At 49.5% G+C, this 25,246-nt stretch carries 21 protein-coding genes; 1 reads left to right on the top strand and 20 read right to left on the bottom strand.

Features of this window, described 5'->3' with window-relative positions:
• Window positions 1-30: 30 nt before the first annotated feature.
• From HPT30_RS17980 to HPT30_RS17920, 13 genes are all read right to left on the bottom strand, one after another.
• Complete coding sequence (locus HPT30_RS17980; RefSeq protein ID WP_217622427.1) at window positions 31-831, bottom strand: M15 family metallopeptidase; 801 nt, start codon at window positions 829-831, stop codon at window positions 31-33.
• Between the two features lie 108 nt (window positions 832-939).
• The gene (locus HPT30_RS17975; RefSeq protein ID WP_175372727.1) at window positions 940-1,866 is read right to left on the bottom strand and encodes a hypothetical protein; all 927 of its coding nucleotides are present in this window, start codon (window positions 1,864-1,866) and stop codon (window positions 940-942) included.
• Window positions 1,867-1,935: 69 nt separating this feature from the next.
• Entirely contained in the window at window positions 1,936-3,255 is a 1,320-nt protein-coding gene (locus HPT30_RS17970) for an FtsW/RodA/SpoVE family cell cycle protein (protein WP_175372726.1), read from the bottom strand.
• Window positions 3,252-3,584, bottom strand: coding sequence for a PadR family transcriptional regulator (locus HPT30_RS17965; RefSeq protein WP_175372725.1), 333 nt, complete (start codon window positions 3,582-3,584; stop codon window positions 3,252-3,254). Before HPT30_RS17965 ends, HPT30_RS17970 begins: the two co-directional genes overlap by 4 nt.
• A gap of 199 nt (window positions 3,585-3,783) precedes the next feature.
• Window positions 3,784-4,596 (bottom strand): DUF2935 domain-containing protein, encoded by an 813-nt coding sequence (locus tag HPT30_RS17960; protein ID WP_175372724.1) that lies wholly within the window; start codon window positions 4,594-4,596, stop codon window positions 3,784-3,786.
• 113 nt (window positions 4,597-4,709) lie between these two features.
• The gene (locus tag HPT30_RS17955; RefSeq protein WP_175372776.1) at window positions 4,710-6,122 is read right to left on the bottom strand and encodes a DHA2 family efflux MFS transporter permease subunit; all 1,413 of its coding nucleotides are present in this window, start codon (window positions 6,120-6,122) and stop codon (window positions 4,710-4,712) included.
• A 77-nt stretch (window positions 6,123-6,199) separates the two neighbouring features.
• Window positions 6,200-6,784, bottom strand: coding sequence for a TetR/AcrR family transcriptional regulator (locus tag HPT30_RS17950; RefSeq protein WP_175372723.1), 585 nt, complete (start codon window positions 6,782-6,784; stop codon window positions 6,200-6,202).
• Window positions 6,785-7,042: 258 nt separating this feature from the next.
• Entirely contained in the window at window positions 7,043-7,924 is an 882-nt protein-coding gene (locus HPT30_RS17945; RefSeq protein WP_175372722.1) for a carbohydrate ABC transporter permease, read from the bottom strand.
• Window positions 7,921-8,799, bottom strand: coding sequence for a carbohydrate ABC transporter permease (locus HPT30_RS17940; RefSeq protein ID WP_175372721.1), 879 nt, complete (start codon window positions 8,797-8,799; stop codon window positions 7,921-7,923). The genes HPT30_RS17945 and HPT30_RS17940 overlap by 4 nt, the downstream gene beginning before the upstream one ends.
• 126 nt (window positions 8,800-8,925) lie before the next feature.
• The gene (locus HPT30_RS17935) at window positions 8,926-10,266 is read right to left on the bottom strand and encodes an extracellular solute-binding protein (RefSeq protein WP_175372720.1); all 1,341 of its coding nucleotides are present in this window, start codon (window positions 10,264-10,266) and stop codon (window positions 8,926-8,928) included.
• Window positions 10,267-10,441: 175 nt separating this feature from the next.
• Window positions 10,442-12,007 (bottom strand): response regulator, encoded by a 1,566-nt coding sequence (locus HPT30_RS17930; protein ID WP_175372719.1) that lies wholly within the window; start codon window positions 12,005-12,007, stop codon window positions 10,442-10,444.
• Window positions 12,004-13,770, bottom strand: a complete 1,767-nt coding sequence (locus HPT30_RS17925) for a cache domain-containing sensor histidine kinase (RefSeq protein WP_175372718.1) — start codon at window positions 13,768-13,770, stop codon at window positions 12,004-12,006. The genes HPT30_RS17930 and HPT30_RS17925 overlap by 4 nt, the downstream gene beginning before the upstream one ends.
• Window positions 13,771-13,958: 188 nt before the next feature.
• Window positions 13,959-15,869 (bottom strand): beta-N-acetylhexosaminidase, encoded by a 1,911-nt coding sequence (locus HPT30_RS17920; RefSeq protein WP_175372717.1) that lies wholly within the window; start codon window positions 15,867-15,869, stop codon window positions 13,959-13,961.
• A 310-nt stretch (window positions 15,870-16,179) separates the two neighbouring features.
• On the opposite strand from HPT30_RS17920, the gene HPT30_RS17915 reads away from it, so the two are divergent.
• Window positions 16,180-16,614, top strand: coding sequence for a DUF4395 domain-containing protein (locus tag HPT30_RS17915; protein WP_376767048.1), 435 nt, complete (start codon window positions 16,180-16,182; stop codon window positions 16,612-16,614).
• Between the two features lie 81 nt (window positions 16,615-16,695).
• Here the strand turns inward: HPT30_RS17915 and HPT30_RS17910 are convergent, their stop codons facing one another.
• From HPT30_RS17910 to HPT30_RS17880, 7 genes are all read right to left on the bottom strand, one after another.
• Window positions 16,696-17,217 carry a hypothetical protein gene (locus HPT30_RS17910; RefSeq protein ID WP_175372774.1) on the bottom strand — a complete coding sequence of 174 codons (522 nt, stop codon included), beginning with the start codon at window positions 17,215-17,217 and terminating at the stop codon, window positions 16,696-16,698.
• A gap of 452 nt (window positions 17,218-17,669) precedes the next feature.
• On the bottom strand, window positions 17,670-17,993 hold the full coding sequence (locus HPT30_RS17905; protein WP_175372716.1) for a hypothetical protein: 324 nt from the start codon (window positions 17,991-17,993) through the stop codon (window positions 17,670-17,672).
• A gap of 349 nt (window positions 17,994-18,342) precedes the next feature.
• Window positions 18,343-19,947 carry an HAL/PAL/TAL family ammonia-lyase gene (locus HPT30_RS17900; RefSeq protein ID WP_175372715.1) on the bottom strand — a complete coding sequence of 535 codons (1,605 nt, stop codon included), beginning with the start codon at window positions 19,945-19,947 and terminating at the stop codon, window positions 18,343-18,345.
• The gene (gene ertC, locus HPT30_RS17895; protein WP_175372714.1) at window positions 19,940-21,082 is read right to left on the bottom strand and encodes a thiohydantoin desulfurase; all 1,143 of its coding nucleotides are present in this window, start codon (window positions 21,080-21,082) and stop codon (window positions 19,940-19,942) included. The genes HPT30_RS17900 and ertC overlap by 8 nt, the downstream gene beginning before the upstream one ends.
• 77 nt (window positions 21,083-21,159) lie before the next feature.
• Window positions 21,160-22,830: a thiourocanate hydratase gene (ertB, locus tag HPT30_RS17890; RefSeq protein ID WP_175372713.1), complete on the bottom strand. Its 1,671-nt coding sequence runs from the start codon at window positions 22,828-22,830 to the stop codon at window positions 21,160-21,162.
• 25 nt (window positions 22,831-22,855) lie between these two features.
• A complete protein-coding gene (locus HPT30_RS17885) occupies window positions 22,856-24,211 on the bottom strand; it encodes an LLM class flavin-dependent oxidoreductase (protein ID WP_175372712.1) in 1,356 nt (451 codons plus the stop codon).
• A 74-nt stretch (window positions 24,212-24,285) separates the two neighbouring features.
• Window positions 24,286-25,224, bottom strand: a complete 939-nt coding sequence (locus HPT30_RS17880) for an ABC transporter substrate-binding protein (protein WP_175372711.1) — start codon at window positions 25,222-25,224, stop codon at window positions 24,286-24,288.
• Window positions 25,225-25,246 lie beyond the last annotated feature (22 nt).

Raw genomic sequence — 25,246 nt, 5'->3', positions numbered from 1 at the left:
CATTCTCCCCTTCATTTTCAATAATGATTGCTATTCCACGTCAAAATCAAAATACTTCCCTGGATACGGTTCCTTCTTTAAAGTAAAATGCCACCATTCTTTGCTGTAGGGCTGGAAACCCTCCTTCATCATGGCATCCTTAAGGATTTTACGGTTGGCCATCTGTGACTTACTGATCAGCTTTGAGTCGTAATATGAAATGGGACCGAAAAAATCATATGGGCTACCCATGTCCACCACCGCACCGTTTTTTAGGTAAGCCAGTGTCAGGTCCACCGTACTCCCCCGCGAATGACCGGATTTACTGGCGATAAAGCCGAGCTTGAAGAGGTTCTTTTTATCCAATGCAGGGTAATACTGTGCCTTCATCTGGATGTCGCTGGCGTCCTTCGACCATCGGATAAAATGATTAACGGCCTTTTGCGGACGGTAGGTGTCATAGATTCTCAGAATATAGCCTTGCCGTGCCAGGTTATCGCTGACTGTCTTAAGCGCATTAGCTGCGGGCTTTGACATAATCGCTAAAGGCGCTTTATAGCCATCGATGCGTTGTCCCACAAAGTTGTTGCTACTGTAATAACGGATCTCGTATTGTGCAGAAGGAATGATTTCGTCCAGATAAGCAAAACCCTGGGGGAGTTTATGTTGCTTCTCAGGCGTGGGAGACGGCTTCAATTGGTCGGAACTTTCGGAATTGTAAAAACTCCCGGAGCTTACTTTAGTGTTCGCAGCAGATGCATAATGTCCCGAATTCAAAGATGTTATTAATAGCATGAATGCGGCGCTTATGAATGAAAATCTCCTCAGTATTGCCTTTGTCTTCTGCTTCATGGTTACAATCTCCTCTTTCCTATCATTACGTGTACCTACTCTGTCGATCATTTTACTAGAAAAATACAATAAAATAACCCCTTAACTTCCGTTAAGGGGCGGAATTCATTATTTCACGTGTTTATCGAGGAACTGCTGCACCTCCGGTGTCAATTCGTCATTGGAACTGTCCAGAAGTTCCAGCAGCTTCGCAATCGTCTGCAACAGCTCGCTGCTGCCCGGACCGTTATTCAACGCAGTCTCATACGCAGCGCGAAGCTTCGGATTCAGCTTAGGGGGTTCTCCTACAGGACCATCATAGGCGGGAGTATTGCTGGCACCAAAGAATACACGAGACAGCGACAGTTTCAGCTTCACAGCCTCCTTCCGGTTCGAAGCCGGGTATTTCTTAACAAAAGCTTCTTTGGAAAGCGTCCGTGAGATGACCTGATCCCAGCCAATCACGATCGCGGCATCACGGGTCATGGGCTGGTTGGATTCGACCGCCATGAGATCAATATATTCGGCGATATCCTTTTGAATAAAAGGCTTAAAGATCTTGAATCCTTCATAATGCATAACCGGATAATACATGCCTTCACTGCTATCCAATTTGTAGCCTTTGTCACGAGCTTCTATCAGTACAGCCCGAACGTTAGGATCGGTAATTTTGCTTAAGAGGCCCGTGTATGTTAGTTCCTTTGGCTGGGCAGCAGCCCTAATCGTCGTCTGTACCTTCTCACCATACATTTTCTCTGAAAAGATCGGGAGCTGTGCCACTTGAGCATTCTCCAGATGAAGGGTCATTACCGTAGCTTGCCAGACACCAACATCTTTAATGTGATTAATTAGATAGTTGCGTGCTTGGGCCAAGCTGTCGGGGTTCTTCACATATTTTTCGAATTGCTTATACACAGTCGCAGTCTGCTGCGCAGCCGCGGCATCGGCCGCTTGAGGCTGAAATACAGACGCCCCGGTTCCTGTCCCAAGCAACACAGACAGTCCTAACAGAATGCCCCTGCTCCATCGATACCCTACATAACGATGCAGATTCATAAATGCCCCCCTCATGATAAGTTCCAACTTATAATAATGTAGACGTTCTCCAGATAAAGAAGGTTACACTTATTTTATTGGACCAATGGGAGCTGTTGGAATCATATCTTTTCTCCGGTAAATGCCCAGCAACAGCCCGACCGCAGCAAATTCGATTATGACATGACCACCATAACTAAGAAATGGAAAAGCAATACTACTCAGTACCATCTTTCCACTCACAATAGACAATCCATAAAGCAGGCGAATGACTAGCATACTACCGAGTGTCAGAACCAGTGCTTTGCCAAAAGGCTCTCGAATCAGATGCAGAGCCTTGACCAGCCTGGCTGTAAACCACAACACCATCCCCAATAGCAGCAGGCCGCCTCCCCAGCCAAAGCAATTGACGAGATAAACAGGGAGCATGTCTGAATGGATGAACCGAGGAATTTCCATGGTACTTCCAAACCCTTGTCCCCACCAGCCGGCGGATGAGACTGTATTTTGAACCTGTATATATAGATACCCGTTACTCTTTGCATAAGCTTGAGGCTGAAAGGCGCTTATCATTCGTTCTTGAAAATACTCAGATTTCCAGATTTTCATACTACCGAGCACCAGCAACGATACTCCAGCTCCTAGGGCCCAGCGCCATTTTCCAGTACACCAAATATAAATAATCAAGGCAAGAAATGAATAAATGATAAGTTCAGGAAAGGAATGGGAAGCAGCCAGTAGGGGAATCGGAAGCAAAACCGCTACAAATTCCAGCCAATGTTGAGTTAAAATTGACCTCCTTCTAGGCCTCCGCTCTCCAGTCAATATTCCGGCTAAAGCAATCCCCAAAAGATAAGGAATCCATGAAGTTAAATTAAAAATCCCGATGCTTAGGAATTGCAGCCGACCATTGATTGTGGAGCTTCCTGTTATAGAGGATATGATCATGGCGTTTAATAATATTAGGTACAATGGCCAAGCAAGCCTTTGCAGTTTGCGGAAATCAACAAAATACAATCCGGTCATGACTACAAGACCAATCACAACATAGACCGACTGACGTTGGAATAGGTTCCTCCCTCGCATCGCATCGTCCGCACTGGCATCAACGGATAACATTGCGATCAAGCTTAATGCCGCAAAAATCAGTACAACTCCCAGCAATCCCCAATTCATCCGCGGTTTATGTACACGGTTCAGCGTTTTGCCGAGCGACCGAGGATCGCCCATCTGGGCAACGGCCCAAGCCTCTGACTCCGCCTGAGGATAGCCTTGTGCTTGCCGGTCCTGAATTAACTCTTCCAGATGGCCGGAAAGCTCCTCCCGGATATCGTCATGCATGTCTTTGGCCCGAACCTCCAGACACACCTGATCGAGAAACAGCTTACGGTGACCCTGTTCATTCATCATACCCCGCCCTCTCCCAGCACATCGTCCACGGCCCGCCGGAACAGCAGCCACTCCGCTCTTTTTTCCTTCAGCTTCGCTTTTCCCTCATCCAGTATCCGATAATACTTGCGCTTGCGCCCTTCTACCTCCAGCCAATAAGCCTCCACCCAGCGCTCGCTCTCCATCGTGTGCAGAATGGGATACAGCGTGCCTTCCTTAAGTGAAAAAACGCCCTGGGATCGGTTCTCCAGCTCTTTGATCAATTCATATCCGTACAGAGGCTTGTCTAGCAGCAGGGTCAAAATCAACGTTGTCGTGCTGCCCTTCAGCATTTCTTTACTCACTTTCAAATGGGATGCACTCCTTCCACAGTTATTGGAAAAATAGTATACCTTGTATATCTATGCTTAGTAAATCTAGGTATATAATACTGTAAACCACTGGAAGTGTCCAGTCCAGACGATAGTGAGAGGCTTTGAATCCAATCCTCTCACTATACTGAACGCATACCAGTGCCGCTATTGGTCGAGAATTTCCAAGGTGGAGTATTTAGTGATGAATCCAAGTGTTATTTTTTCCAGTAAGTGATTTTTCGAACATGTCTATAATCTCTAAAAATCTTTCAGCTTCACGGAATACATGATCTGCAAGCAAGGGATGAATAATGCTTTTTATTTTGCACTGGTCGATCAAATCCCTAGCTGTCTTTTTGAAATCACGCAATGATTTTACGGATACTCTGTTCTGATCCAGGAATTGACTTAAAATCGGGCCGGTCTGGGATTGGGGTCGCATAGATTCAATATCTCTGGCCTGGAACAGCAATTGATCAAAATCATGACTAAAATCACGGGCTTGGTCAACAAGCTTTCGTTCAGAGGGGTCCAAAAGATGCCCTATAAATTTGGCATGGTCTGCCATAATTCGTAAGAAAAACACGTTCTCATCAATAATGGCATCGTGTAATGGCTCTAATTGGCCCTGGTTTAATTCTTCCAAACGTTTTCTAAAATAGTTAGCTTCTCTGCTTACGTGATCTACTAGAAGGGGGAAATTGGTTCCTCCCGGAAGCTGGCAGGTCAGTATTAGCCCAAGCACCTTACGCTTAAAAGCCCAGATGTGACACACCGAGGTATGAACTTCAATATTGAACTGACGAATGGTCGCAGGATCTGCGTCATCTGTGAATGCAAGCGCCCGTCGCTCGATTCCTTCGAAGGTTCGATAAAAGTGATTGGCTTCATTAATCAGTGTGGTATCCTCACAACGAAATCCGAGCCTTAAAAAAAAGGAATGTTCCTTCATGATCCGCGACCAAAAGCGAACCTCTTCCAGAGAACGAACTACGAACAGGTCTGACATCCACTTCACTCCTCTTAATTCGATTAATAAAGGTTATGAAGGTTACGCTTGGATTTATGTGAAAATGAAAAAACACACCCGCCGTAGCGAGTGCGCTTTGTTTTTAATAACTATTAGTGCATTGGAGCTTGCGCTTTATGCTGAACAATAACACGTCTGATGAAGAATGCCAGTATCAATCCGACTACGGACATAATCAGACCAAAGATAAAGGCGTTCTGCACACCCTGCGTGAATGCAGGAAGCAGATTAGCGGGATCGGCGGGATTGTCGACACCCTTCAGGTAATTCTTCGAACCTGCCGTCATGATGCTGACCGCAAGCGCTGTACCAATGGCACCCGCTACTTGCTGCAGTGTATTCATGATTGCCGTACCGTCAGGATACAGCTCCATCGGCAACTGGTTGATACCATTCGTCTGTGCAGGCATGAAGATCATCGATACTCCGATCATCAGCGCGCTATGCAGTACGATAATGAAAGCAACCGTCGAAGCGGCGTTAATGCTGGAGAAGAACCACAGTGTAACTGCGACAATCACGAGACCCGGAATGACCAGCCATTTTGGACCATACTTATCGAACAGACGACCCATAATTGGTGACATCAGACCATTGATCAGACCACCCGGCAACAGCAGTAAGCCTGCTTTGAAGGCCGTATAACCTTGACCTTGCTGCAAATACATCGGCAGAATCAACATGGATGACAGAATAACCATCATACAAATGAAGACCATCGCCACACCGACAACGAACATCGGATATTTGAAAGCACGCAGGTTAATCATCGGCTTCTTCATTGTGTTTTGACGAATAACGAAGAGCAGCAATGCAACCACACCTACAATGATAGAAAAGATTACTTTCGGGCTGCCCCAGCCCTCGGCTTCACCAGCACTGCTGAACCCGAAGACGATTCCGCCAAAACCAAGTGAAGACAGGATGATGGACAGCACGTCAATTTTCGGCTTAGTAACTTCGGTAACGTTCTGCATGTACACGATACCGAACAGCAGAGCAATCACCAGGAACGGCAGCGACAACCAGAAAATCCAGTGCCAGCTGAGGCTTTCGATCAATAGACCGGCAATCGTAGGCCCAATCGCTGGGGCAACCATGATGACCAGTCCGATCATCCCCATTGCAGCGCCTCTTTTTTCAGCTGGAATGATTACAAGGATCGTATTGAACATTAGCGGCAGCAGCAGCGACGTACCCATCGCCTGAACCACTCTCGCTGTCAACAGAAACTCAAAGTTCGGCGAGATCGCCGCCAGGAAAGTACCTAAGATTGAAAAAATTAACGCGGCCACAAACAACTGTCTTGTTGTGAACCATTGTAGTAGCAAACCGGAGATCGGTACGAGAATACCTAGGGTAAGCAAGTAAGCTGTTGTCAGCCATTGTGCGGTTGACGGTGTGATTTGCAGTACATTCATCAGATCGCTTAATGCGACATTGAGTGCCGTCTCACTGAACATCCCGATAAAACCGCTGAGCAACAAGGAAATCAGGATCGGCATTGTCCTGAATTTTTTCTCTTCTGACTGTTGCTGTTTGTGTAAAGTTGTGTCCACTCTCTTATCCTCCTGAAAATCTATTATTCTCTCTCTGTTACGCTAAGCAAAGCCGGAACAATCTGGACCGCCGCAAGCAGCGGTTCCTCATTCCGGTAAGTCAGCGCCTGAAGCAATGATCCCTCTAACAAGGACACCACTGCGGACGCTTGAGTCGTAGCCATTTCTTCTTCAGTACCCTCTATCAACAGACGCTCTTTGATCACCTCCTGCCAGTCTTTAAATACAGATTGACATGCGGCGCGCAGCTCTTCGCTGATACAGGACGTTTCTACCGCCAGCCAGAAGCTGAACGGAACCACGCCTTCGAATGAAGAATCCACAGCCTCCCTGGCCATGTCCAGAATAAAACACTGTATCCCCTTCGCAGCAGTTTCTCCTGTCTCCATACAATGTCTAAGCTTGCAGGCGACAGTCTCACTAGTGCGGTTGATACAAGTAAGTGCCAGCTCCTCCTTGCCGTGGGGAAAATAATAATAGAGAGATCCCTTCGGCGATTCGCTGTCTTTGATAATCTGGCTCAGACCTGTTGCATGATAGCCTTGCGTGAAAAATAGCCGCGAAGCAGTATCCAGTATGGCTTCACGTGCATTCGGCTTAATAGACAACCCGACACTTCCTTTGCATTATAACAATTGGTCTATATAATAAAACCACAGCCCAAGAAATGTGTCAATTTTTATTTTCTTAAGATTAAGACATTTTACACAACTAGCGATTAGCAAAAATTCATCCGTAGATTCAGGTAAAAATTTCAGCATAGTACAGCGTAATAGCGATGGAATTCCAAAGTAAAAAAAGGCAAGGCCTTCAGTCCCCTGAAGTGCCTTGCCTTTCCCGTATTATGTTACGGATATGGATGAGGATCAGCCTTTAACGGCTCCTGCCACCATCCCCTTCATAATTTGATTCTGAAATAGCAGATAAATGATGATAGTCGGAATGACGGCGATCGACATGGCAGCCATCGTCAGACTGTAGTCCGTACCGTAGCCATCCGAGAACATCGACAGGCTGAGCGGCAATGTCTTCAGGGCCTGTTTATTGATAAAAACGAGCGCGAACGCAAAATCATTCCAGAATCTGAGAAAGCCGAGAATGGACACGGTAGCCATGGCGGGAACTGCCAGCGGAACGATAATCCGATAGAAAATTCCCCAGTATCCGTTGCCGTCGATCATAGCGGCTTCCTCCAGCTCTTTCGGCACGGAAGTCAGATAGGCGGCAATGACGAAGACTGCGATCGGCAGCTCAAAGGCTGTATACGGCAGAATCAGCGAAGCGTAAGTATCCAGGATACCGAGACTCTTCATCAGAATAAAGAGCGGCACCAATGTGCTATGAATGGGAATCAGCATCCCGAGCACGAATAGCATCATAATGAAGCCTTTGAAGCGGAAATTCAGGCGGGATACAATAAAGGCCGTGAGTGTTCCCAGAAATAGAGTCAGTACCAATGATAAGACAGAGACGATAACCGAATTCAGGAATGCTTTACCAATGCCACCGATTTCCCAAGCCCGGGTATAGTTTTCGAATTGCCAGACAGACGGTAGCGCGAATGGACTGCCGAAGAATTCCTGATTTGATTTAAAGGAACTAATGAATAGCCACAGCAGCGGGTACAGCGTAACCAGCGCATAAGCGAGAAGAAAGAGATGAAGGAGCCAGGAAGCTCTGAAATTCAAGACTCTGGACGAAGTGTTCGTCGTGGTTTTAGGCACTCTGCCGGGAGCGATCGTTTTCATTCCATCCCCCTTTTCCGCATCAGTACCTGGCTGCCGAGCACCAGAATCATGCTGATAATAATAATTAAGGTAGAAACCGCCGACCCGTAGCCGTAACGGTAGATTTCAAAGGTATTGTTGTACATGTACGTGGCCAGAAGTTCCGTCGACTGCGCAGGACCCCCACCCGTCATGACAAAAATCAGGTCAAACGCTTTAAGACTTCCTGATATGCATAACACGATAGCTACCTTAATCGTATCCCAGATCATCGGAATGACTATGAGATACAGCCACTTCCCCTTGATAGCCCCATCGATCTTGGCCGCCTCCTCCACATCCGAAGAGATGTTCTGAATCGCGGATAGAAAAATAATCAGGTAAGGTCCGATGTTGGCCCAGATCACCGGCGCACTGACCGAATACATATTGATGCTCGGGTCGCCGAGCCAATCGCGAATCCAGGAGCTAAGCCCAATCTGCTCCAATAGTACATTCAGTATCCCGATCTGCGGGTGATAGATATAACCCCAGATCAATCCGATCACGATGCTCGATACGACCATCGGCATAAAAACTGCCGAGCGGACAAACCTGTGAAACAGCGTGCTTTTTCTGAGAATGAGAGACAGTAAAAGAGCGATCGGCAGCTGCCCCAGAATCGAGGCGGCGACGATGATCAGGTTGTTCTTGAGCGCCCGCCAGAAAATAGGGTCCTTGAGCGCCTCCGCGTAGTTGTCTAAACCAATAAAGCGGGCGGCACCAATGCCTTTCCAGTCAAAAAAACCGTAGTACGCGGACCAGAGAATAGGAACAATAACGAAGAGTAAATAGATCGTCAAGGCAGGCAGCAGCCCAATGATAATAAAGCTTCTGAGTCGGTTCGTGAATGCCATAGGCGGCCTCCTTTGGTTACGTGTCGTTGTAAGATACAAGAAGTGAACGGACGTCCGTCTCCGCTCAGAAGACGGACACTGTTCATACAAGAAGTTTCAGGTTGCGGAACTAGGCTTGAGATAAACTTATTTGCCGAGATCGCGAGCCTGGGCATCTTGAATCTTCTTCGCAATGTCTTCCGGCTTGCCGCCCATAGAGAGCTCCTGCAATCCGTTATTCACTGCTTCCGTAGCCGAGGAGGTTAGATAGGCATCATAGACTGGCGTCAGCTTCACCGATTTGTACAGGTTGTACGCTTTGTAGAACAGCGGCATAACCTGCGACTCATCCAGATCCACATTGTACGTCACGATCGAGTTACTGCCTGCGATTGCTTTCATGGCATCCGGGCCGCTGACGGTATAAATCAGCTCCAGCGCCGCTTTAAGCTGATCGCCTGTTGCACGCTTGCTGAGCGCAAGACCACCGCCCGAGCCGCCGGACATGGATTTTGGATCACCTTTGCCTCCAGGAACGGAAGGCAGAATCGTTACGTCCACCTGGTTCAGCTGTTCTTCCGTGCCGGATGCAGCCATATTTGTCAGGGCCCATGCGCCATCGATCATCATTGCAGCTTTGCCTTCCACGAAATACTGCTCCATCTGCGTATTGTCCAAGCTGTTGAAGCCGGGCTGGAACGCTTTAGCGTCGGATAATTGTTTAAAATAAGTCAGGGCCTGCACAAATTCCGGATCGGTGAATTTAGCACCGTCCTGATTAACTGCCTTCTTGAACCAGTCCGTTCCAGTCACGCGATCCGCCAGGGATGAAATGATACTGGACTGTGCCAGCCATGATGCTTTATTACCAAGTGAAATCGGGGTGATTTTATTGTCGTTAAACGTTTTAACCGCCGTCATCATCTCATCCCACGTGGTTGGAACCTTAACATTGTATTTTTCAAAAAGAGATTTGTTATAGAACAGGAAAGACGTTGCAGAGCCACTTAGCGGTGTCGCATACACTTCTCCGTTAAAGGACAGTGTATCCAGCGAACCTGGAATGAAATTATTCTTCCATTCAGGATGCTCATCAAGCAAGGACGTAATCGGTTGGATCAACCCGCCATCGTAGAACTCTTTGATAGACGTCCCTGATTGGGTAAAGAAGACATCCGGCATTTCATCGGCTGCAGCCACAGTCTTCAGACGCTGGCGGTAACCGTCAGGAGGAATGGCTTGGGCATCCAACTGGATTTCAGGGTGCTCGGCCTTGAACTTGTCGATCTGAGCGCGTACTGCCTTGGCTCTTAGGTCGTCGCCGGAGAAGTTATGCCAGATGGAAAGCTTGATTTTTGGAGAGGCTGTTCCGGCTTTATTACCCTCCTCCGCTGTACCTGAGTTTCCCGTGTTACCTCCTCCGCATGCTGCAAGCAGTAACGTCATTGCTGTTGTACAGGCCGTAATGGCGAGTGTTTTCTTTTTCATTGCCATGCCCTCCTTAAGTTCTATTTATACATTTAGTATAGGTGTGCGAGGGCGGAGCCAACAGGAGACATTCTACAGGAACAGGGTAGACAAAATTCGGTTTATGGCATGAAAACGAACATGATTTTCAGGAATTGTTCTGAAATAACTCTATACGTAACACGATTGAGTTATATTAATTAACATTTGATAATCGGTATTCAGATGGTGTGCTGCCCATTATTTTTTTGAACTGCTGGCTAAAATATTTCATATCCTCATAACCGACCTCGCCCGCGATCTCGCCGATTTTCTTCTGTGTCGTGAGAAGCAAGCGGCCCGCCCGGAGCATCCGTTCTCTGGTCACGAATTCTATATAGCCCTGACCGGTCTCCCGCTTGAAGACCTCACTGAAGTGGTTGGGGGTCAAATGGACGACTCCGGCGACCTGCTGCAGGCTCAGTTGTTGGTTGAGGTGATTTCGTATATATGCGATGGCACGCTGGATGTAAGCGTAGCGGCTGTCGCTAGCCCCCTGGTGAAACTCGTTCATGACGTTCAGTAGCTGACGGAAAAGCTCATCTTCCAGCCGTACGCCGGCCTCAAAGGTGAAGATCGGAACCGCCGTTGGCTCGTTAGCGCCAATCTCCCGGTTCCGGTCCAGCCAGCGGTGTGCAACGATAATGATCGACTGCAGATAAGCCTGCAGCGCTGTCGGGGTTGCATCAGGGTCCTGAAGTTGCTCCTCTATGATCCGGTGAGTCCAGGCATGCAGCTGGGTCGCATAATTCTGAATCAGCAGCCCTAGAAGCTCTCGCTCCTCCTTCTCCGAACAGACTGTTCGACCTCCCCGGCGCCGCTCAATATCCTTCATCTCGTATAGACCTTGATCTCCGAACAAGACGCGATAGGCATAAATCTTAGTTGCTTCCTCGTAGGACTGTGGCAGCTCGCTGAGCGAATGAACGATTTCTCCCGCTGCGGCAAAGAGATCGCATTTGAGCATTTCCCGCACCTGGTATAGCGCTTTCTCTAACATGCGCATACAGAGCCAGCCTTCTTCAGCACGGAGTACAACGATGATTGTATGGTTACGAACCAACGTAACGCACGGCAGAAGCTCTTGTAGACGGTTCTCCGCGCTTCCCAAGATCAGCTCACTGAACCGTTCATCTCCCCAGCCAGAAGCGCCGACCAGCACCACCCGCATCGGCTGAGCGCCGCAGATCTCATCTTTTGAGAGGACACCATTCTGCTGGAGCCAGTCTATTACCGGCTTAAAGCCTGTCGTGTCCGAGGATCGCCTGCCCCCGCCCGTCAACCATTCTTCAAGCAGACGACTTCGCAGCGCTGCTGCTGAAACCGCTCCATGCTCTGCCGCTTCCCGCTTCATACTCAAATTCTGCTGGGCCTTCATTACCGCTTTGATGACTTCCTCCGGACCGCTGGTCTTCAGCAGATAGTCAGTCACTCCCTCACGCAGCGCCTGCTGGGCGTAACGAAAATCATCGTAGCCGGTCAAGATAATAATCTCAACATCCGGCAGCTGCTCCTTGATCTCTTTAGCAAGCTCAATCCCGTTCATTCCTGACATTCTTATGTCAGTTAACACGACATCAGGTCGTTCACCGGGAATACGCTCCAATACCTCCTCCGCCGATTCCGCCGGTGGAAGCAGCGTCATGCCAAGCGCCTCCCAATTAATAACTGTACAGAGTCCCATGCGAATGATGGCCTCGTCATCAACGATCAGTATATTCACAGCTTGCCCTCCAATACAGGTATAGTAAACGAGATTCGAGTGCCGCCTCCCGGCGTACTCTCGATATGAAGACCTGCTCCGTTGCCGTAATGCAGCTTCAGGCGGCGGTGTACACTGCTCAGGCCATATCCTGAGTTCAAGGCGCCAGATCGCGACTGTTCGTTGGTTTCCCCTACTAGAAGCATGCTGCGCAGATGAATCAGCTTGTCTTCATCCATACCAACCCCCGTGTCCTCAACAACAAAGGACATGCCCTCTCCCCGCAGCTCGGCATGGACGAAGATCGTGCCCTTGCCCTGCTTTTTCTTCAACCCGTGCATGATGCTATTCTCGATCAGCGGCTGCAGCAGTAGCTTCAGCATCATCCGCCCTTGTATTTCCGGATCAATCAGGAAGGTGCAGTCGAATTTATCCTGGAACCGCTTCGACATAATGTGGACATAGTTCTGTGCATGCGACACCTCCTGTCCTACGGAACAGAACTCCTTGCCGTCGTTAAGGCTGAACCGCAGAAAGTCGCCGAGTGCCCCGACCATCTCTGCTACCTGCGTGTCCTTGTTCATGAGTGCGATCCAGTGAATGGATGACAGCGTGTTATATAGAAAATGCGGATGGATCTGAGCCTGGAGGGCCTGGATATCCACCTCTTTCTTCTTCGCTTCGTTCAACTGCAATTGGCTTTTCAGGCGTTCGATCCTCTGGCCGAGCTTATTATAGCTATGCAGTACCATCCCTATTTCATCTGTAGACCGGACCTCGAATTGTTTGACCGGATCTCCAGGACTTAACGATTTCAGCTTTCTGGCCAACTTGCTCAATGGGCGAGTAACCCATGCGGTAAAATACAGTACCAGTCCTCCCGCGAGCACCGCCGCGACGCCAATGGCAACCGCTGTATTCGTAAGCACGTATTCGTTCTGCGCAGTATACATTGTGGTCGGGATGACGCCGACCAGCTTCCAATTCAGGCTTGGCAATGTGTAATAGAGCAGCGTATTACTCTCTCCACCCTGATCCAGTTTAAGGACACCCTCGGCTCCGCTCAGCTCGCCCAGCCCCGGAAGCAACTGTGCAAGCGGCCGATTCAGCCCTTCACCTGTCTGAGAAGACATGATCCGGTTATCCTGATTGATGAGCCACAGCCGGCCTGTTTCATTCCAGGCTGCGTCCCCAAGCATTTCTTGTATTTCGTCTACATCCACACTGATCGACATTTCTCCCAGCGGCTGGAACTTATCTGTACTGCGAATCGGACGAACGAGTGAGAACACTCGCTTAATGCCGTCGTCGGTCGTCTGGTTCTCATAGAGCGGAGTCCACCACTTTTGGGTGGGATTATAATCAGCTGAGTTATCCAATAAATGGTGCAGCCCGGAGTGCAGTATCGTCGTGTTAGATAGCGCCGGATATCCGTTGCCAGAGGTGATAGTGATATTAGAAATGTAAGGTTTGGAAGAAGCCAGATTCAGCAAAAAGGCCACACTTTGCGAATATAGGGAAATGTCCTCCCTATCGCTGCCGAGATAGGATTGTATATTACGCTGTCCAATAATGAATACTGACATGGTCTCGATGTCGTTGATTATAAAATCCAATTTGTCCGAAAGCTGCCGGAGCGTATTCATCCCGGACTGCTTTTCGATTTTTTCTGTCAGATTAGAGGCGATCCGGTAAGTGACGACTCCGGCGCCGAGCAGCGGGAATACGATCGCTATGAGGAGCAGCAGCGATAGCTTCCTTTTCAAAGAACGCTTGAACCACATTTCCCTCTCCCCCTTTCCTTGTTTCGGTTGCTCATCATTGTACAACACCATGCGACATCCGGGTCTCCTGTTTATCAAAAAAAGTTATCGTCATACTCCAATTCCTTGCGAATAGTAGTAAAGAAGCTGCTCCGGTTATCCGGTCTAACCGGTCGGAACAGCTTGAAATGCCGCCTTATATTAGAAGATTAAAAGGGATTTAAGACGTGAAAAAATACATTTGGCGATGCCATGCGGTAATAATAGCTGCACCATCCAGCACCTCTATTATTGAACCTGTTCGCCGAGCTGTACGGCAGCCGTTCCTCCTCCAGCTCTTCGATTCTGGCGATTCGCCCCTCTGCGTAATCCAGCAGCCGCAAGGCAGCGGAATCAAGACGGTTCACAAGACCTCCGTACCGGATGTCCAGCACCTCCCAGCCAAATGGCTTGAACATGTGGTGCCATGCGGTGCGGTGCGCTGCCCGAAGCTCCTTAACCGCTCTTGCAATCTCCGGTAACTCCCGCTCTGCAATCAGAACCAGCGCTGCCTTATCGCTGGCGCCATATGCCCGCTTTAATTCGATGCCGATTAGACTTTTGCGTTTCAGCACAGCGCACAACTTCTCTGGAACCTCCAGCATCGGGGCTGCGGCAGGATCGGTAGCACGGCGCTCCGCCAGGTTCCGCTCAAGTGCTTCGTAATGGGCGGTCAGCGCCAGACCCTCAATCTGATGGTCGAACAGTCCAAGCAATACATCCTGATACAGCAAAAACTTCGAAGGGTTGCTCTGCACACGGTTGTCCGGTTCAGCCCCGGGCGTTTCGTCCAGATCCTTCATCAGAAGGTAGCTATCTGCCTCAATCCCGGTGCAGAATTTTACACGCTCCGCAAGATGCCCCCACTCTGGACGTTCCGGTGAGTAAGCATGCTCTGCATACAACTGCAGGCCAAGCAGCGCAGCGAACGGATTCCCTTCGTTGCCGTCATCCCCCCACATTGTAGCATACACCTCGTTGATGCCTTCTCTTTTACACACCTGCAGTGCCGTATCTGACGCCTTGAGAGACAAGCCGTAGTTAACCCCGAATGTATTAAAGATCCACACAGCTCCGGCAAAAGCCAGCTTTGACCCGAGAGGTCGGTGCTTCGCGACTAATTGCTCATACTCCTCGGCTTCCGTGTGCACGTAATCCCAATACACCATGTCTACATCTTTAGGAATGCGGCGCTGCATCTCTTCTGGTATCGACGTTTCCGCGTCATAGTATTCACTGCCGTTCCCGGAAGCGAGCTTCAGGAACATGTCGCTCCACATCATCGGTTCAAGTCCGCGCCCGCGTACAATGTCCAGCACCTTTTCAAGATGTGAAGTCATGATGTCGAATCGGCTACTGTATCCGTTTCGGTCGAGATATTTGCCCCGGCCCAGCTCCTCAGCCTCATCCATTCCGATATGGATTTTGCGGCTGCGGAACGGTACACTAGCCGACTCAATCATGCGTTCGACTAAACTCAGTGTACGATCCTCACCTACCAGCAGCGCACCTTTTGTATCCTTGTAATGGGACACCGGCTCCCACTTCAGAAATTCCTCCAGATGCGCCAACGTCTGAATGCTCGGGAAGGCCTCGATGCCAAACTGGGCCGCATAATCGTCGATCTCGCGAAGTTCCTGCTGCGAATAACGGCCCCGCATATACCCGAAATATGGCTCACCCGCGATTTCGTATGTATCCTCCATATAGAGCATGACGGTATTCAGTCCCATCAAGGCCATCTTGTTCAGCATATTCTTGAAGCTGTCCGTGGTCAGCACCGCGTTGCGGGATAGGTCGAACATCGGGCCGACGAGATCAAATTGCTGCTTTTCGGTGATATGGAATACCGCGCTCTTTCGTGCATGCTGAACCAGTAGACCAAGTCCGCGGAAGAACTGATGGATGTGCGCATACCTTATATAACCCCGGCCATTCTCACAGCCGACCTCTATGCCTTCACTGGAACTCTCTACCCGGACAGGCATTCCGCCCTCCTCAAGCTGAATCCCTAGCTCACCAGCCAGAATCTCGATTCCAGGCAGCAGTGCCAATATGTCACCCTCAAACCATAACTTCATTTTCTCATCCTCCTCAATAATCCCATTAATAACCTTCCCTGCTCCCTCTCCAATATGCCGAATTCGAGATTTAAACATTATAACGTTATATTCTTATTTCTGATTTCTATCCTATCTTATGTTTAGGTTGAAGCGCAATACATGAATTTGATTTACGGACTTTCAATTTTCGGCAGGTTAGGCGAACCCTACGCTGCTTGCAATCTCATTGAATACGATTGTTTAACCTATATAAAAACAGATGATGTCTTCCCAAACGTCTAAGCCACCGTTATACTATAATTATTCCAATAAGTTAGGTGTGATTAATGTGAGCAATGGTACCAAAGGCATTCCGCGCCCACTTGTGAAAACCAACCAGAGCTTTATTGTGCTTTCTGTCCTACTAACCTGGTTTACCGGACAATACTGGATTCTTGCACTGCCGCTTGCAGCCGGATTATCGGGCCTGATCTTCGGATATAATCCTGTTATCAAGCTGGCTGCCACTTTTCTTAGAAAAGAACGCTCTGCGTATATTCTTGAGGATTGGGATCAGCAGCAGTTCAACCAGAGCATCGCTGTGGGCTGCCTTACTGCCGGATTGCTCAGCTTCCTAGTGGGCTGGACCGTTGCCGCCTACATATTCACTGCACTGGTTGCCGTTGCCGCAACTGTAGCCATTCTCGGCTTCTGCATCGGCTGCTTCATCCATTATCAATGGAGAATGTATACCTATCGCCGCAAGCAAAGCAGCACGCATTAAGTCATAACAGAAACCCCGGACGGAGTTATGGACACGATTCCATAATTCTGACCGGGGTTTATTTGATGTAACTTCAGTATATTATTCGGCTACGTCCCAGCGATGGCGATACTTCTCCAGACGCGGATGGATAAATGCCGGCGCTTCCGCCAAGAGCAGGCGAACTTTCACAATCCACTCTTCAAAAGAGGAAAACGAGGCGAATTGGTTCGCCATATCCGGTGTCAGATATAAAAAATGCGGAGCCGGATACCTCTCCGTCAAATGACGAAGCGCGGAATCTAGCGGCGTATATTTCTTCCTCTTTCCTTCCCAGCCTTCAACCGTTATGAAGGACACGCCCTGTTCTCTCTTCCATTCATGCAGACGATCCTCCCGCTTGTAAAAAGCTTGGACTGGCTCTTTGGACAAACGGCGCACGGTCTCCTCATGCAGAGGATAGAGCACCAGTTTGGTGAACTTACGATCAGTAGCGGTCTTAGCCGCAGCTGCAAGTTCCGAATCTTGGATGTGCTCAAAAGAATCGTAGAAAATTAGAGTGCCTTTACGCTGCTCGACTGGAGGCTCGTAGCCGTAAGGAACGTGAACAATATTTCTTGTCATCATTTACCTCCTGCTTCATGTGGTTATGAGGATATTAAAGAATGAATCATTCTTGTTCCAAACAAAAAGGAATGCGTTTATCGCATCCCTATATATTTACTTCACCAGCATTTGATTGTTGTAGTTTTGGATGAAATCATGCATGCCTATTCTAACTTCATCCATGGAAACATCCGTTTCAGTTTATCATAGAACACATATAAAACCAAACATAGCCAGAAAAAAGAGAGCTTATACAAGAAGGATAGAAGTGTAATTAACGGCATTTTCGTACCTTATATTCGCCGCAACTAAGGGGTGATGGAGATTAAGTGCAATATTGTATCTTAAATCCTCCACAATACCCCATCCGGCGTGCTTTTTCGAAAAGTAAGATACAAAAATACCCTTATTTACCTTATTTACCTTATTTGATTATTTTCAAGAAAAATAAGGTACAAAAATGCTGTTAATTAGGGAGGAACCTCTTGGCTTAAACAAATAAAACCATCAAATCCAGCTTCGAAACTTTTCCGGCAAGCTTTATCTAATAATATATTAGTAAACGCTCTTAAAGGATTGTTGTGACGATTGACAGGAGCGCTTCCGGGAAGTTCGCCATAAACAAATCCCTCTTCGTATTTATACGCGATTGCTCCCTGTATAATTTTATTATTATCTCCTATGACGAGAAGCTTATACGGTTTTGACAAACTTCCCGTTTGAAGATACTTACTCCAAGTGATTTTTCTTTCCCAGCCCAAACGCTTGAGAGATCGTACCTCTTCTAACTCCAAATCTAATTTTCTGAATTGAGATTATATCACAGACATAGAGAGTTACGGAGTGATCTTAGTGGAAGCAAATAAGAAAGTTACGATCAAAACATTCGGGAAATTCTTAAGTTTACGAGAATAAACACAAAAAACCGGAACTTCCCCGAAAAGGGCAGCCCGGCTGTCAGTCCTACAATTCTTTTTCCCTGAAAAATGGCGTTGTTCTATTCAGCGCTGATTGATGTTATAGCAGGCGCTCCGGCCTGCCTCAAGTGAGCATTTGATGCCATTCATTTAGGAAGACTTCAATCTCCTTGAATCATCATTTTGAAAAATATAGATCAAAACAATAATCAATCTATTAATACAGTTAATTATTAATATGATTACTCAATTTATTTTTCACTGCATTGAGCCATTTACCATCCTTAAACAGGTGGTAAGCCCGTTCGATATCCACAGTCTGATTGCGGTCCTCGGACAGGAAAGGTATTTCAGAACGCAGCAGTTCATAGCCAGCTCCGGTACCCTCACCCAAGCGCAAACCGCCACGAAGGTCAATGGCTTGAGCGGCATGAAGAGCTTCGATTGCCAGAATGTAAGCTAAGCGGTCAGCGATCTCCCGAAGCTTGGAGACGACATAAGGGGAGTTAGCTGCATGATCTTCAATGTCTCCAGCAAGCGACATATAATCGGCAGAGACCGGGTTGCTGAGATGACGAATCTCCGCATCCAGGGAGGCGGCAGTTTTCTGTACTGTGCAAAAGCCGATCGAGCGGCTTGGGTCAGCAGTCAAAAACCGGCTCAAGCCCGTAAAGCCAGGATCACCAAGCTTGATCATCCGGTAGCAAGAGCTTTTGGACACATGATGCAGAGCACTGCCGAGCATTTCAAACCCCAACGTCCAGGTGACAGGATCATAGTTGGCACAGGACAAGATGCGCCGTTCTTCCGTCAAGACACAAGGATTATCGTCGGAGCTATTCAGATGAATCTCCAATTGCTGACGCGTGTAATCCAGAGCATCCCGGGCGGCTCCGTGAATCTGGCAGGCATCCCGGAAGCTCAGCGGGTCTTGGAGTGATTCCGGATTAAATCCGCTCCACAGATCGCTGTTCTTCAGCGCTGCCCGGACCTGAGACAGACTTCCTAGCTGGCCTGGGAACGGTCGCTTGCGGTGCACTGATTCATCCAGCGGGCTGATGTTCCCGCGAATGGCTTCCAGGGACAACGCGTAGACGTAATCTGCGGCCTCCAATAGATCCCGAATTTCGACCAGTGCCAAGGCTCCATTACCTGCAGAGAGTGCATTGGAGCTGACAATGGCCAGTCCGTCCTTTGGACCGAGACTAAGCGGTGCCAGACCCGCTGCCGCAAGTGCTTCAAGAGCAGGTAACCGGCGGCCGGCGACATCGACTTCCCCTTCGCCGATCATGGCCAGACCAATATGCGAAATGGTCGTGATATCCGCTGCGCCCACAGATCCACGCAGTGGCAGAACCGGATGAATCCCCAGGTTCAGAAATTCAGCATACCGCTCGGCAATTTCCGGCTGAGCGCCTGTCGCGCCTGCCAGCAGGCCGTTGAGCCGGGCCAGCATGACTGCCCGGACCACTTCCTCCGGTGCGTCCGGCTGCACGCCAGCACTGTGCGATAGCAGCAAGTTGCGGTTATAGGCTTCAAAATAACCAGAGTCAATGATCTTGTCCTTGTTCCAGCCCACTCCCCGATTCAATCCATAGACTGGCACGCCTTCGGCAGCGAGCTCGAAAATCACTTTACGGGCTGCTTCCAGCCGCTCCCGGGCCTCTGCTGCAATCACTACAGGCCTACGCTGTCGTGCTACACCGTCAACATCTTCGATACTCAAGCTGTCTCCATCCAGAATCAAGTGATTAATCCCATTAACTGAATGACTGCCCACTCCATGATCGCCCGTAGTTACTGTTCCAAAGACTGCTGTATCCTCAGGCATAAACCTCTATCTCCTTACTCTCCTTCTTCACTTTACTTTCCTTTTTCTCTTTGTCGAAGGCATAGCTTTGTAGGTCAATACCGAGCGCTTCTTCAACCTCAGGATACACGCTAGGGTCTTTTACACTGGAACTGAGTGGAATCTTGGATTTATCGATGGAGAATACAGCAACCTCCATCCCCTCTCTTATGTCACCTACACTCACCGGCAATCCCGTCTGCAAATCGAACGTAGTAATAACATCCGGGAAGGTTGTCAGACGCTTGCCCTTCTGATCGTCCACAGCCATATATTCATTCATGACATGAAGGACCAGCGTTTTCTTGGGAATTTCGACTTCAATCGTGCCGATGTCAAAAGCGCCCGAATAGCGCACGTTCTTCGCAGTCACCGTGCCTCTGCCAAGAATTTTGCCCTTCGTCTTGCGAACAACTGCCTTCAGCACAGCCTCTGGTCCATCTGGTTCAGCCTTCAAGATCGTTCTGCCCAGCTCTAGAGCAATGGAAATGCCCCCGATTGCGGCATGCTCCTTGATATACTTGGCTGGTAGTGGATGACGTGCAGCGGCAATGAATCCACCCGCCATGTCCGAGGCCGTCCGCAGAATATTAGAAGTTCGAGCTGGCGTCCCTTTGACCACCAGTTCAATGTAGCTGCCGTTCTCCGGATTGCCCCCGGCCACAGCCTGTATAGTCTCGTAATCAATGGAAGACGCAAGGCCGAGCGAGCCCATTTTACCAGTAGGATGCGCGCGAATGTCTCCAGTGGCATCAATGACTGCGAGACCAAGCGCAGCCGCAGGCAGCCAGCCGTTAATCGTACTGGACATACCATTTTGCGGTGTCATGACTCCAGCAACTTTACCGTCATATTTATCAATCACAAGCTGTACCGCTTTGATGTAATCTTTGCCGAGCATCTGCCAGTCCCGGCCTGCCGGAGCACCTATGGCCGTACAGGTCAGAATGATCGCATCATCCGGCAGTTCATCTATGGACAAAAGCTTGGGCCGGCCAAGACCAAGAGCGGCATGGCCGATCTCCAGTCCATGATCGACCCACCCGCCGCCGCCGCTGGCGAATACGGAGCCCCCTTTAACCGCTGCTTCCACATCATCTCTTGTCAGTTCACGCATGTGTATTTCCCCCTTGTGTCAATTATGCAATGTCTGCGCTGGGACATTAGACTACGCACTACGCACTGCGTACTGTGTTATTCCGCTGGAATGGCCTCATAGCGCGTCGTATCAATCCGGGCGATGCCTTTGTCTTGCACTTCTTCCAGTGATTCGTCGTAACCGGCATCTGCATAGCGAAGAACGCCAATCCCTGTATCGTTGTCAAGTGCAGTACGAAGACGCAGATCGCTTGCCTCCGTACCGTCAGCTACAATCGTAACCCCTGCACTGGTCATATATCCGGAGTATCCTCCCCCACCGGAATGAATGGCCACCAGATCAGCCATTGACGAACAGTTCAACATCGCGTTCAGCAGCGGCCAATCAGAGATAGCATCGCTACTATCCTTCATCCGCTCCGTCATGATGTTGGGATGCGTCATAGCACCAGCATCCAGATGGTCACGCGAGAAGGCCACTGGACCAGCAAGCTTACCTTCGCGTACTAACTGGTTAACCGCGAGTGCCAGCTTGCTGCGATCCTGGTGGCCGAACCAGCCGATCCGGGCTGGCAGTCCTTCGAACGGAACATACGTATTGGCAAGCTTGATCCAGTTGGAGACGATCTCATTGTCGCTGAATTCCTTCAAGATATAATCATCGATGATTCGAATATCGTCAGCTTCACCGCTCAGTGCTACCCAGCGGAACGGTCCAATTGCTCTTGCAAACAGCGGACGCAGAAAAGCCTCTGTAAAAATATCAATATCAAACGCGTTATCCACGCCGTATTGCACCGCCTGGGAACGGATATTGTTGCCGTTGTCAAAGACAACCGCCCCCCGTTCCTTGAACGCCAGCATCGCCTGGACCTCCTTGGCGATGGAGGCTCCGGCTGCGGCTTGCAGCTCAGCCGGCCGCTCCTTGCGGGCCGCGGCAGCCGATGCCGGTGTATAGCCGCTCGGAATATATCCGTACAGCAGGTCATGTGCGGACGTCTGGTCCGTCACAACATCAGGCTGTACGCTCCGTCGCAGCAGCTCCGGATAGACATCGGCGGCATTGCCCAGCAGGCCGACCGATATACTCGTGCCATTGGTTACCGCCTCCTTAATCCAGAACAGCGCCTCGTCGAGGCTGTCTGTCTTCCTCTGCAGGTAACCGGCCGCGATCCGCTTGTCGATTCGCTCCTCCGCCACCTCTACACAAAGAATAGCGGCATTCGCCATATTGCCAGCCAACGGCTGCGCGCCGCCCATGCCGCCTAGCCCGGCGGTCAATATGAAGCGTCCACGCAGATCGCCGCCAAAATGCAGCCGGGCAATACTTTGAAAGATCTCATAGGTTCCCTGGATAACCCCCTGTGAACCTATGTACTGCCAGGCGGCTGCGGTGAGCCCGCCCCAAATGATTAACCCTTTGTCCTGCAGCTCGTAGAAGTTCTCACTGGTCGCCCAGCGTCCCACGAGATTGCAGTTCGCCATGACAACCAGCGGTGCCTGACGGTGCGTTTTGAAGATACCGATCGGCTTTCCGGACTGGATGACGAGTGTCTCATCCTCTTCCAACTGCTTCAGTGTCTCCACGATTGCCCTGTACGAGGGCCAGTTCCGCGCCGCCTTTCCCAGCGAAGCATACACAATAAGTTCCTTCTGGTTCTCACCGTTCTCCAGCACATTCTCCAGCATACGCAAGAGTGCTTCCTGCCTCCAGCCCTTGCAGCGCAGTGTTCCGCCTCTCTTCGCAGTAATTCTTGTCACTGCCATCCCCCGCTTTCAGTTCGCTGTTCTGTCATTGTGGTGTGACGGTTTCCGGCGTTTTAGCATATCGGCTTTCCGGCTTGCTGAAGCCCAGATGTTCCCGTAGTGTAGTACCTTCATACTCCTGGCGTAGCAGACCTCTCTGCTGAAGAATCGGTACGACTTTCTCCACGAAATCGTCGAGCGCTCCCGGCAAATACGGGAAAGCGATATTGAAGCCGTCGGCAGCACCACCGGTGAACCAGGCTTCAATGTAATCGGCAACCTGTTCAGGCGTGCCGGCGAATACCCGCTTCGTAGTGACCCTTTTTGCGACTTGTATGAGTGTTAGGTCCTCATTGATTAGAAGCTCGCGGATGCTTTGCAGTCTAGATTTGCTCTGGTTGAACCCTTCTTCCTCCGGCAGAAACGGCAGTGGTTCATCCAGTGGATAACCTGATACGTCCACCCCAATGTAATGGGACAACAGATCCAGTGCCAGCCGGTCAGGGGTCTGGTTCTCCACTTCAGCCAGGCGTTCCGCCGCCTCCTCCTCGGTGTCTCCAAGGATGGGCATCAGAGCCGGCATGATTTTGAGATCATCCGGAGAACGGCCGTATTTAGCCAATCTGCCCTTGATATCTGCGTACAACGCCTGGCCTTCAGCCAGCGTGCCGCCAGGAGCGAACACAACTTCAGCTGTAGCGGCAGCCACTTCTTTTCCCGCCTCAGAAGCTCCAGCCTGAATCAATACCGGATAGCCTTGCGGCGGACGAGAAACATTCAACGGGCCTTTGACTTTAAAGTGCTTGCCCTCATGATCCAGATTATGAAGCTTATCTTTATCTGCGAAAAAGCCAGTTTCCTTGTCAAAGAGCAGCGCATCCTCATCCCAACTATCCCAGAGTCCCTGAGTAACATCTACAAACTCCTTGGCCCGTTCATATCGCAGCTCATGCTGCAAATGTCTTTCCTTTCCGAAATTCCGGGCCTCCTCGTCCGTCTGAGAGGTCACAATATTCCATGCGGCCCGCCCGCCGCTGAAATGATCCAGCGTTGCGAGCTTGCGCGCAATATGATATGGATCGTTATATGTTGTGGAGATGGTTGCAGCCAGCCCAATATGGCTAGTTACCGCCGCCAGTGCAGACAGCAGGGTGAACGGCTCCGGCCGAATATGGTTAGAATGGCTAACTCCCGATTCAAAACGGTCCCAGACATAGAGCTCATCTGCATAGAAGAACATGTCGAATCGCCCACGCTCCGCCGTTTGCACAATTCTTTTGTAATAATCGAAACTCAGAAGCCCCTCGGCCTCAGACCTGGGATGTCTCCAGCTTGAAATATGCTCACCCGCCGGAAAAAACATCATCGCTCCCAGGGCGAGCTGCCGTGTATTGTTGCTCATAACGTGTTATCCCCTCTCATCCGTTAATTGTTGGGTCATGTCATTGTCAGGCCGTCAATCGGTAATGAGAAAGCCTACTTGATCAGCCCTTGTGACTTCAGCCATTCACGGGCGACATCGATAGCGGGCTTCTGATCCTGCTCCACCTCGGCATTCAGCTTCTGCATAGCGGTTTCGTCCAATTTTCCTGCCAGTTTGTTGAGCGTTTCTTTCAGTTCGGGATGCTCATCCAGCGTCTGTTCACGTACTACCGGGAAAGCGTCATACGGAATAAACACATGCTTGTCGTCCTCCAAAGCCACGAGATCGTTCGCCAAGATTTGGCTGTCTGTCGAATATGGGAGCATCACATCAATCAGCTTCTGCTTGATCGCTTGGTAACGCAAGGAGCTGTCTTGAATGGACTTCGTTTCCTTGAACTTTGGCTTATAAATACTTTCTACGTATGGCCAGGCATCCGCACGGTTCAGGAACTCCTCACTGGCCCCAAAGACCAATTCGCCCGATTTCTCAGCAAGCTGTGAAGCTGTCTTTAAGCCATACTTTTCAGCGGTTTCCCTACGTACAGCAAAGACATAGGTATTATTGAAGCCAAGCGGATCAAGTGCGATCAGCTTGTTTTTTTCCTTGAGCTGGGTCACAACGATCTTAAATGCTTTGTCCGGATCAAATTCCGGCTCTAGCTTTAAAATATTGATCAGTGCCGTCCCGCTGTACTCCACATATGCATCCACATCTCCTGAGCCAATGGCATTCCAGAGCAACGTGTTGTCCAGCTTCTTGATCTCTGTCTTCAGCTTCGTGTCATTCTCAACCAGAAGTTTCAAAGCATTCGCCAAAATATCCGACTCAGCAAATCCTTTGGTAGCCAGAACAATCGTATCCTTGCCCTCAGAAGCCTTGGAATTGGAGCAGCCAGCCGCAGTAAGCACAGTGGTGAGTACTAACCCTAGGGTGATAAGCAGCTTACTTCCTTTTGTTGCCGTCCATCTTGTTGGGTTTACAGTTGTCATGATCCATACCACTCTCCCTGGG

The sequence above is a fragment of the Paenibacillus agri genome, from assembly GCF_013359945.1.
In the GTDB taxonomy this organism is placed as follows: Bacteria; Bacillota; Bacilli; order Paenibacillales; family Paenibacillaceae; genus Paenibacillus_AQ; species Paenibacillus_AQ agri.
The sequence above is the reverse complement of the archived record's forward strand: the minus strand, read 5'-3'. Positions and strand labels throughout refer to the sequence as shown.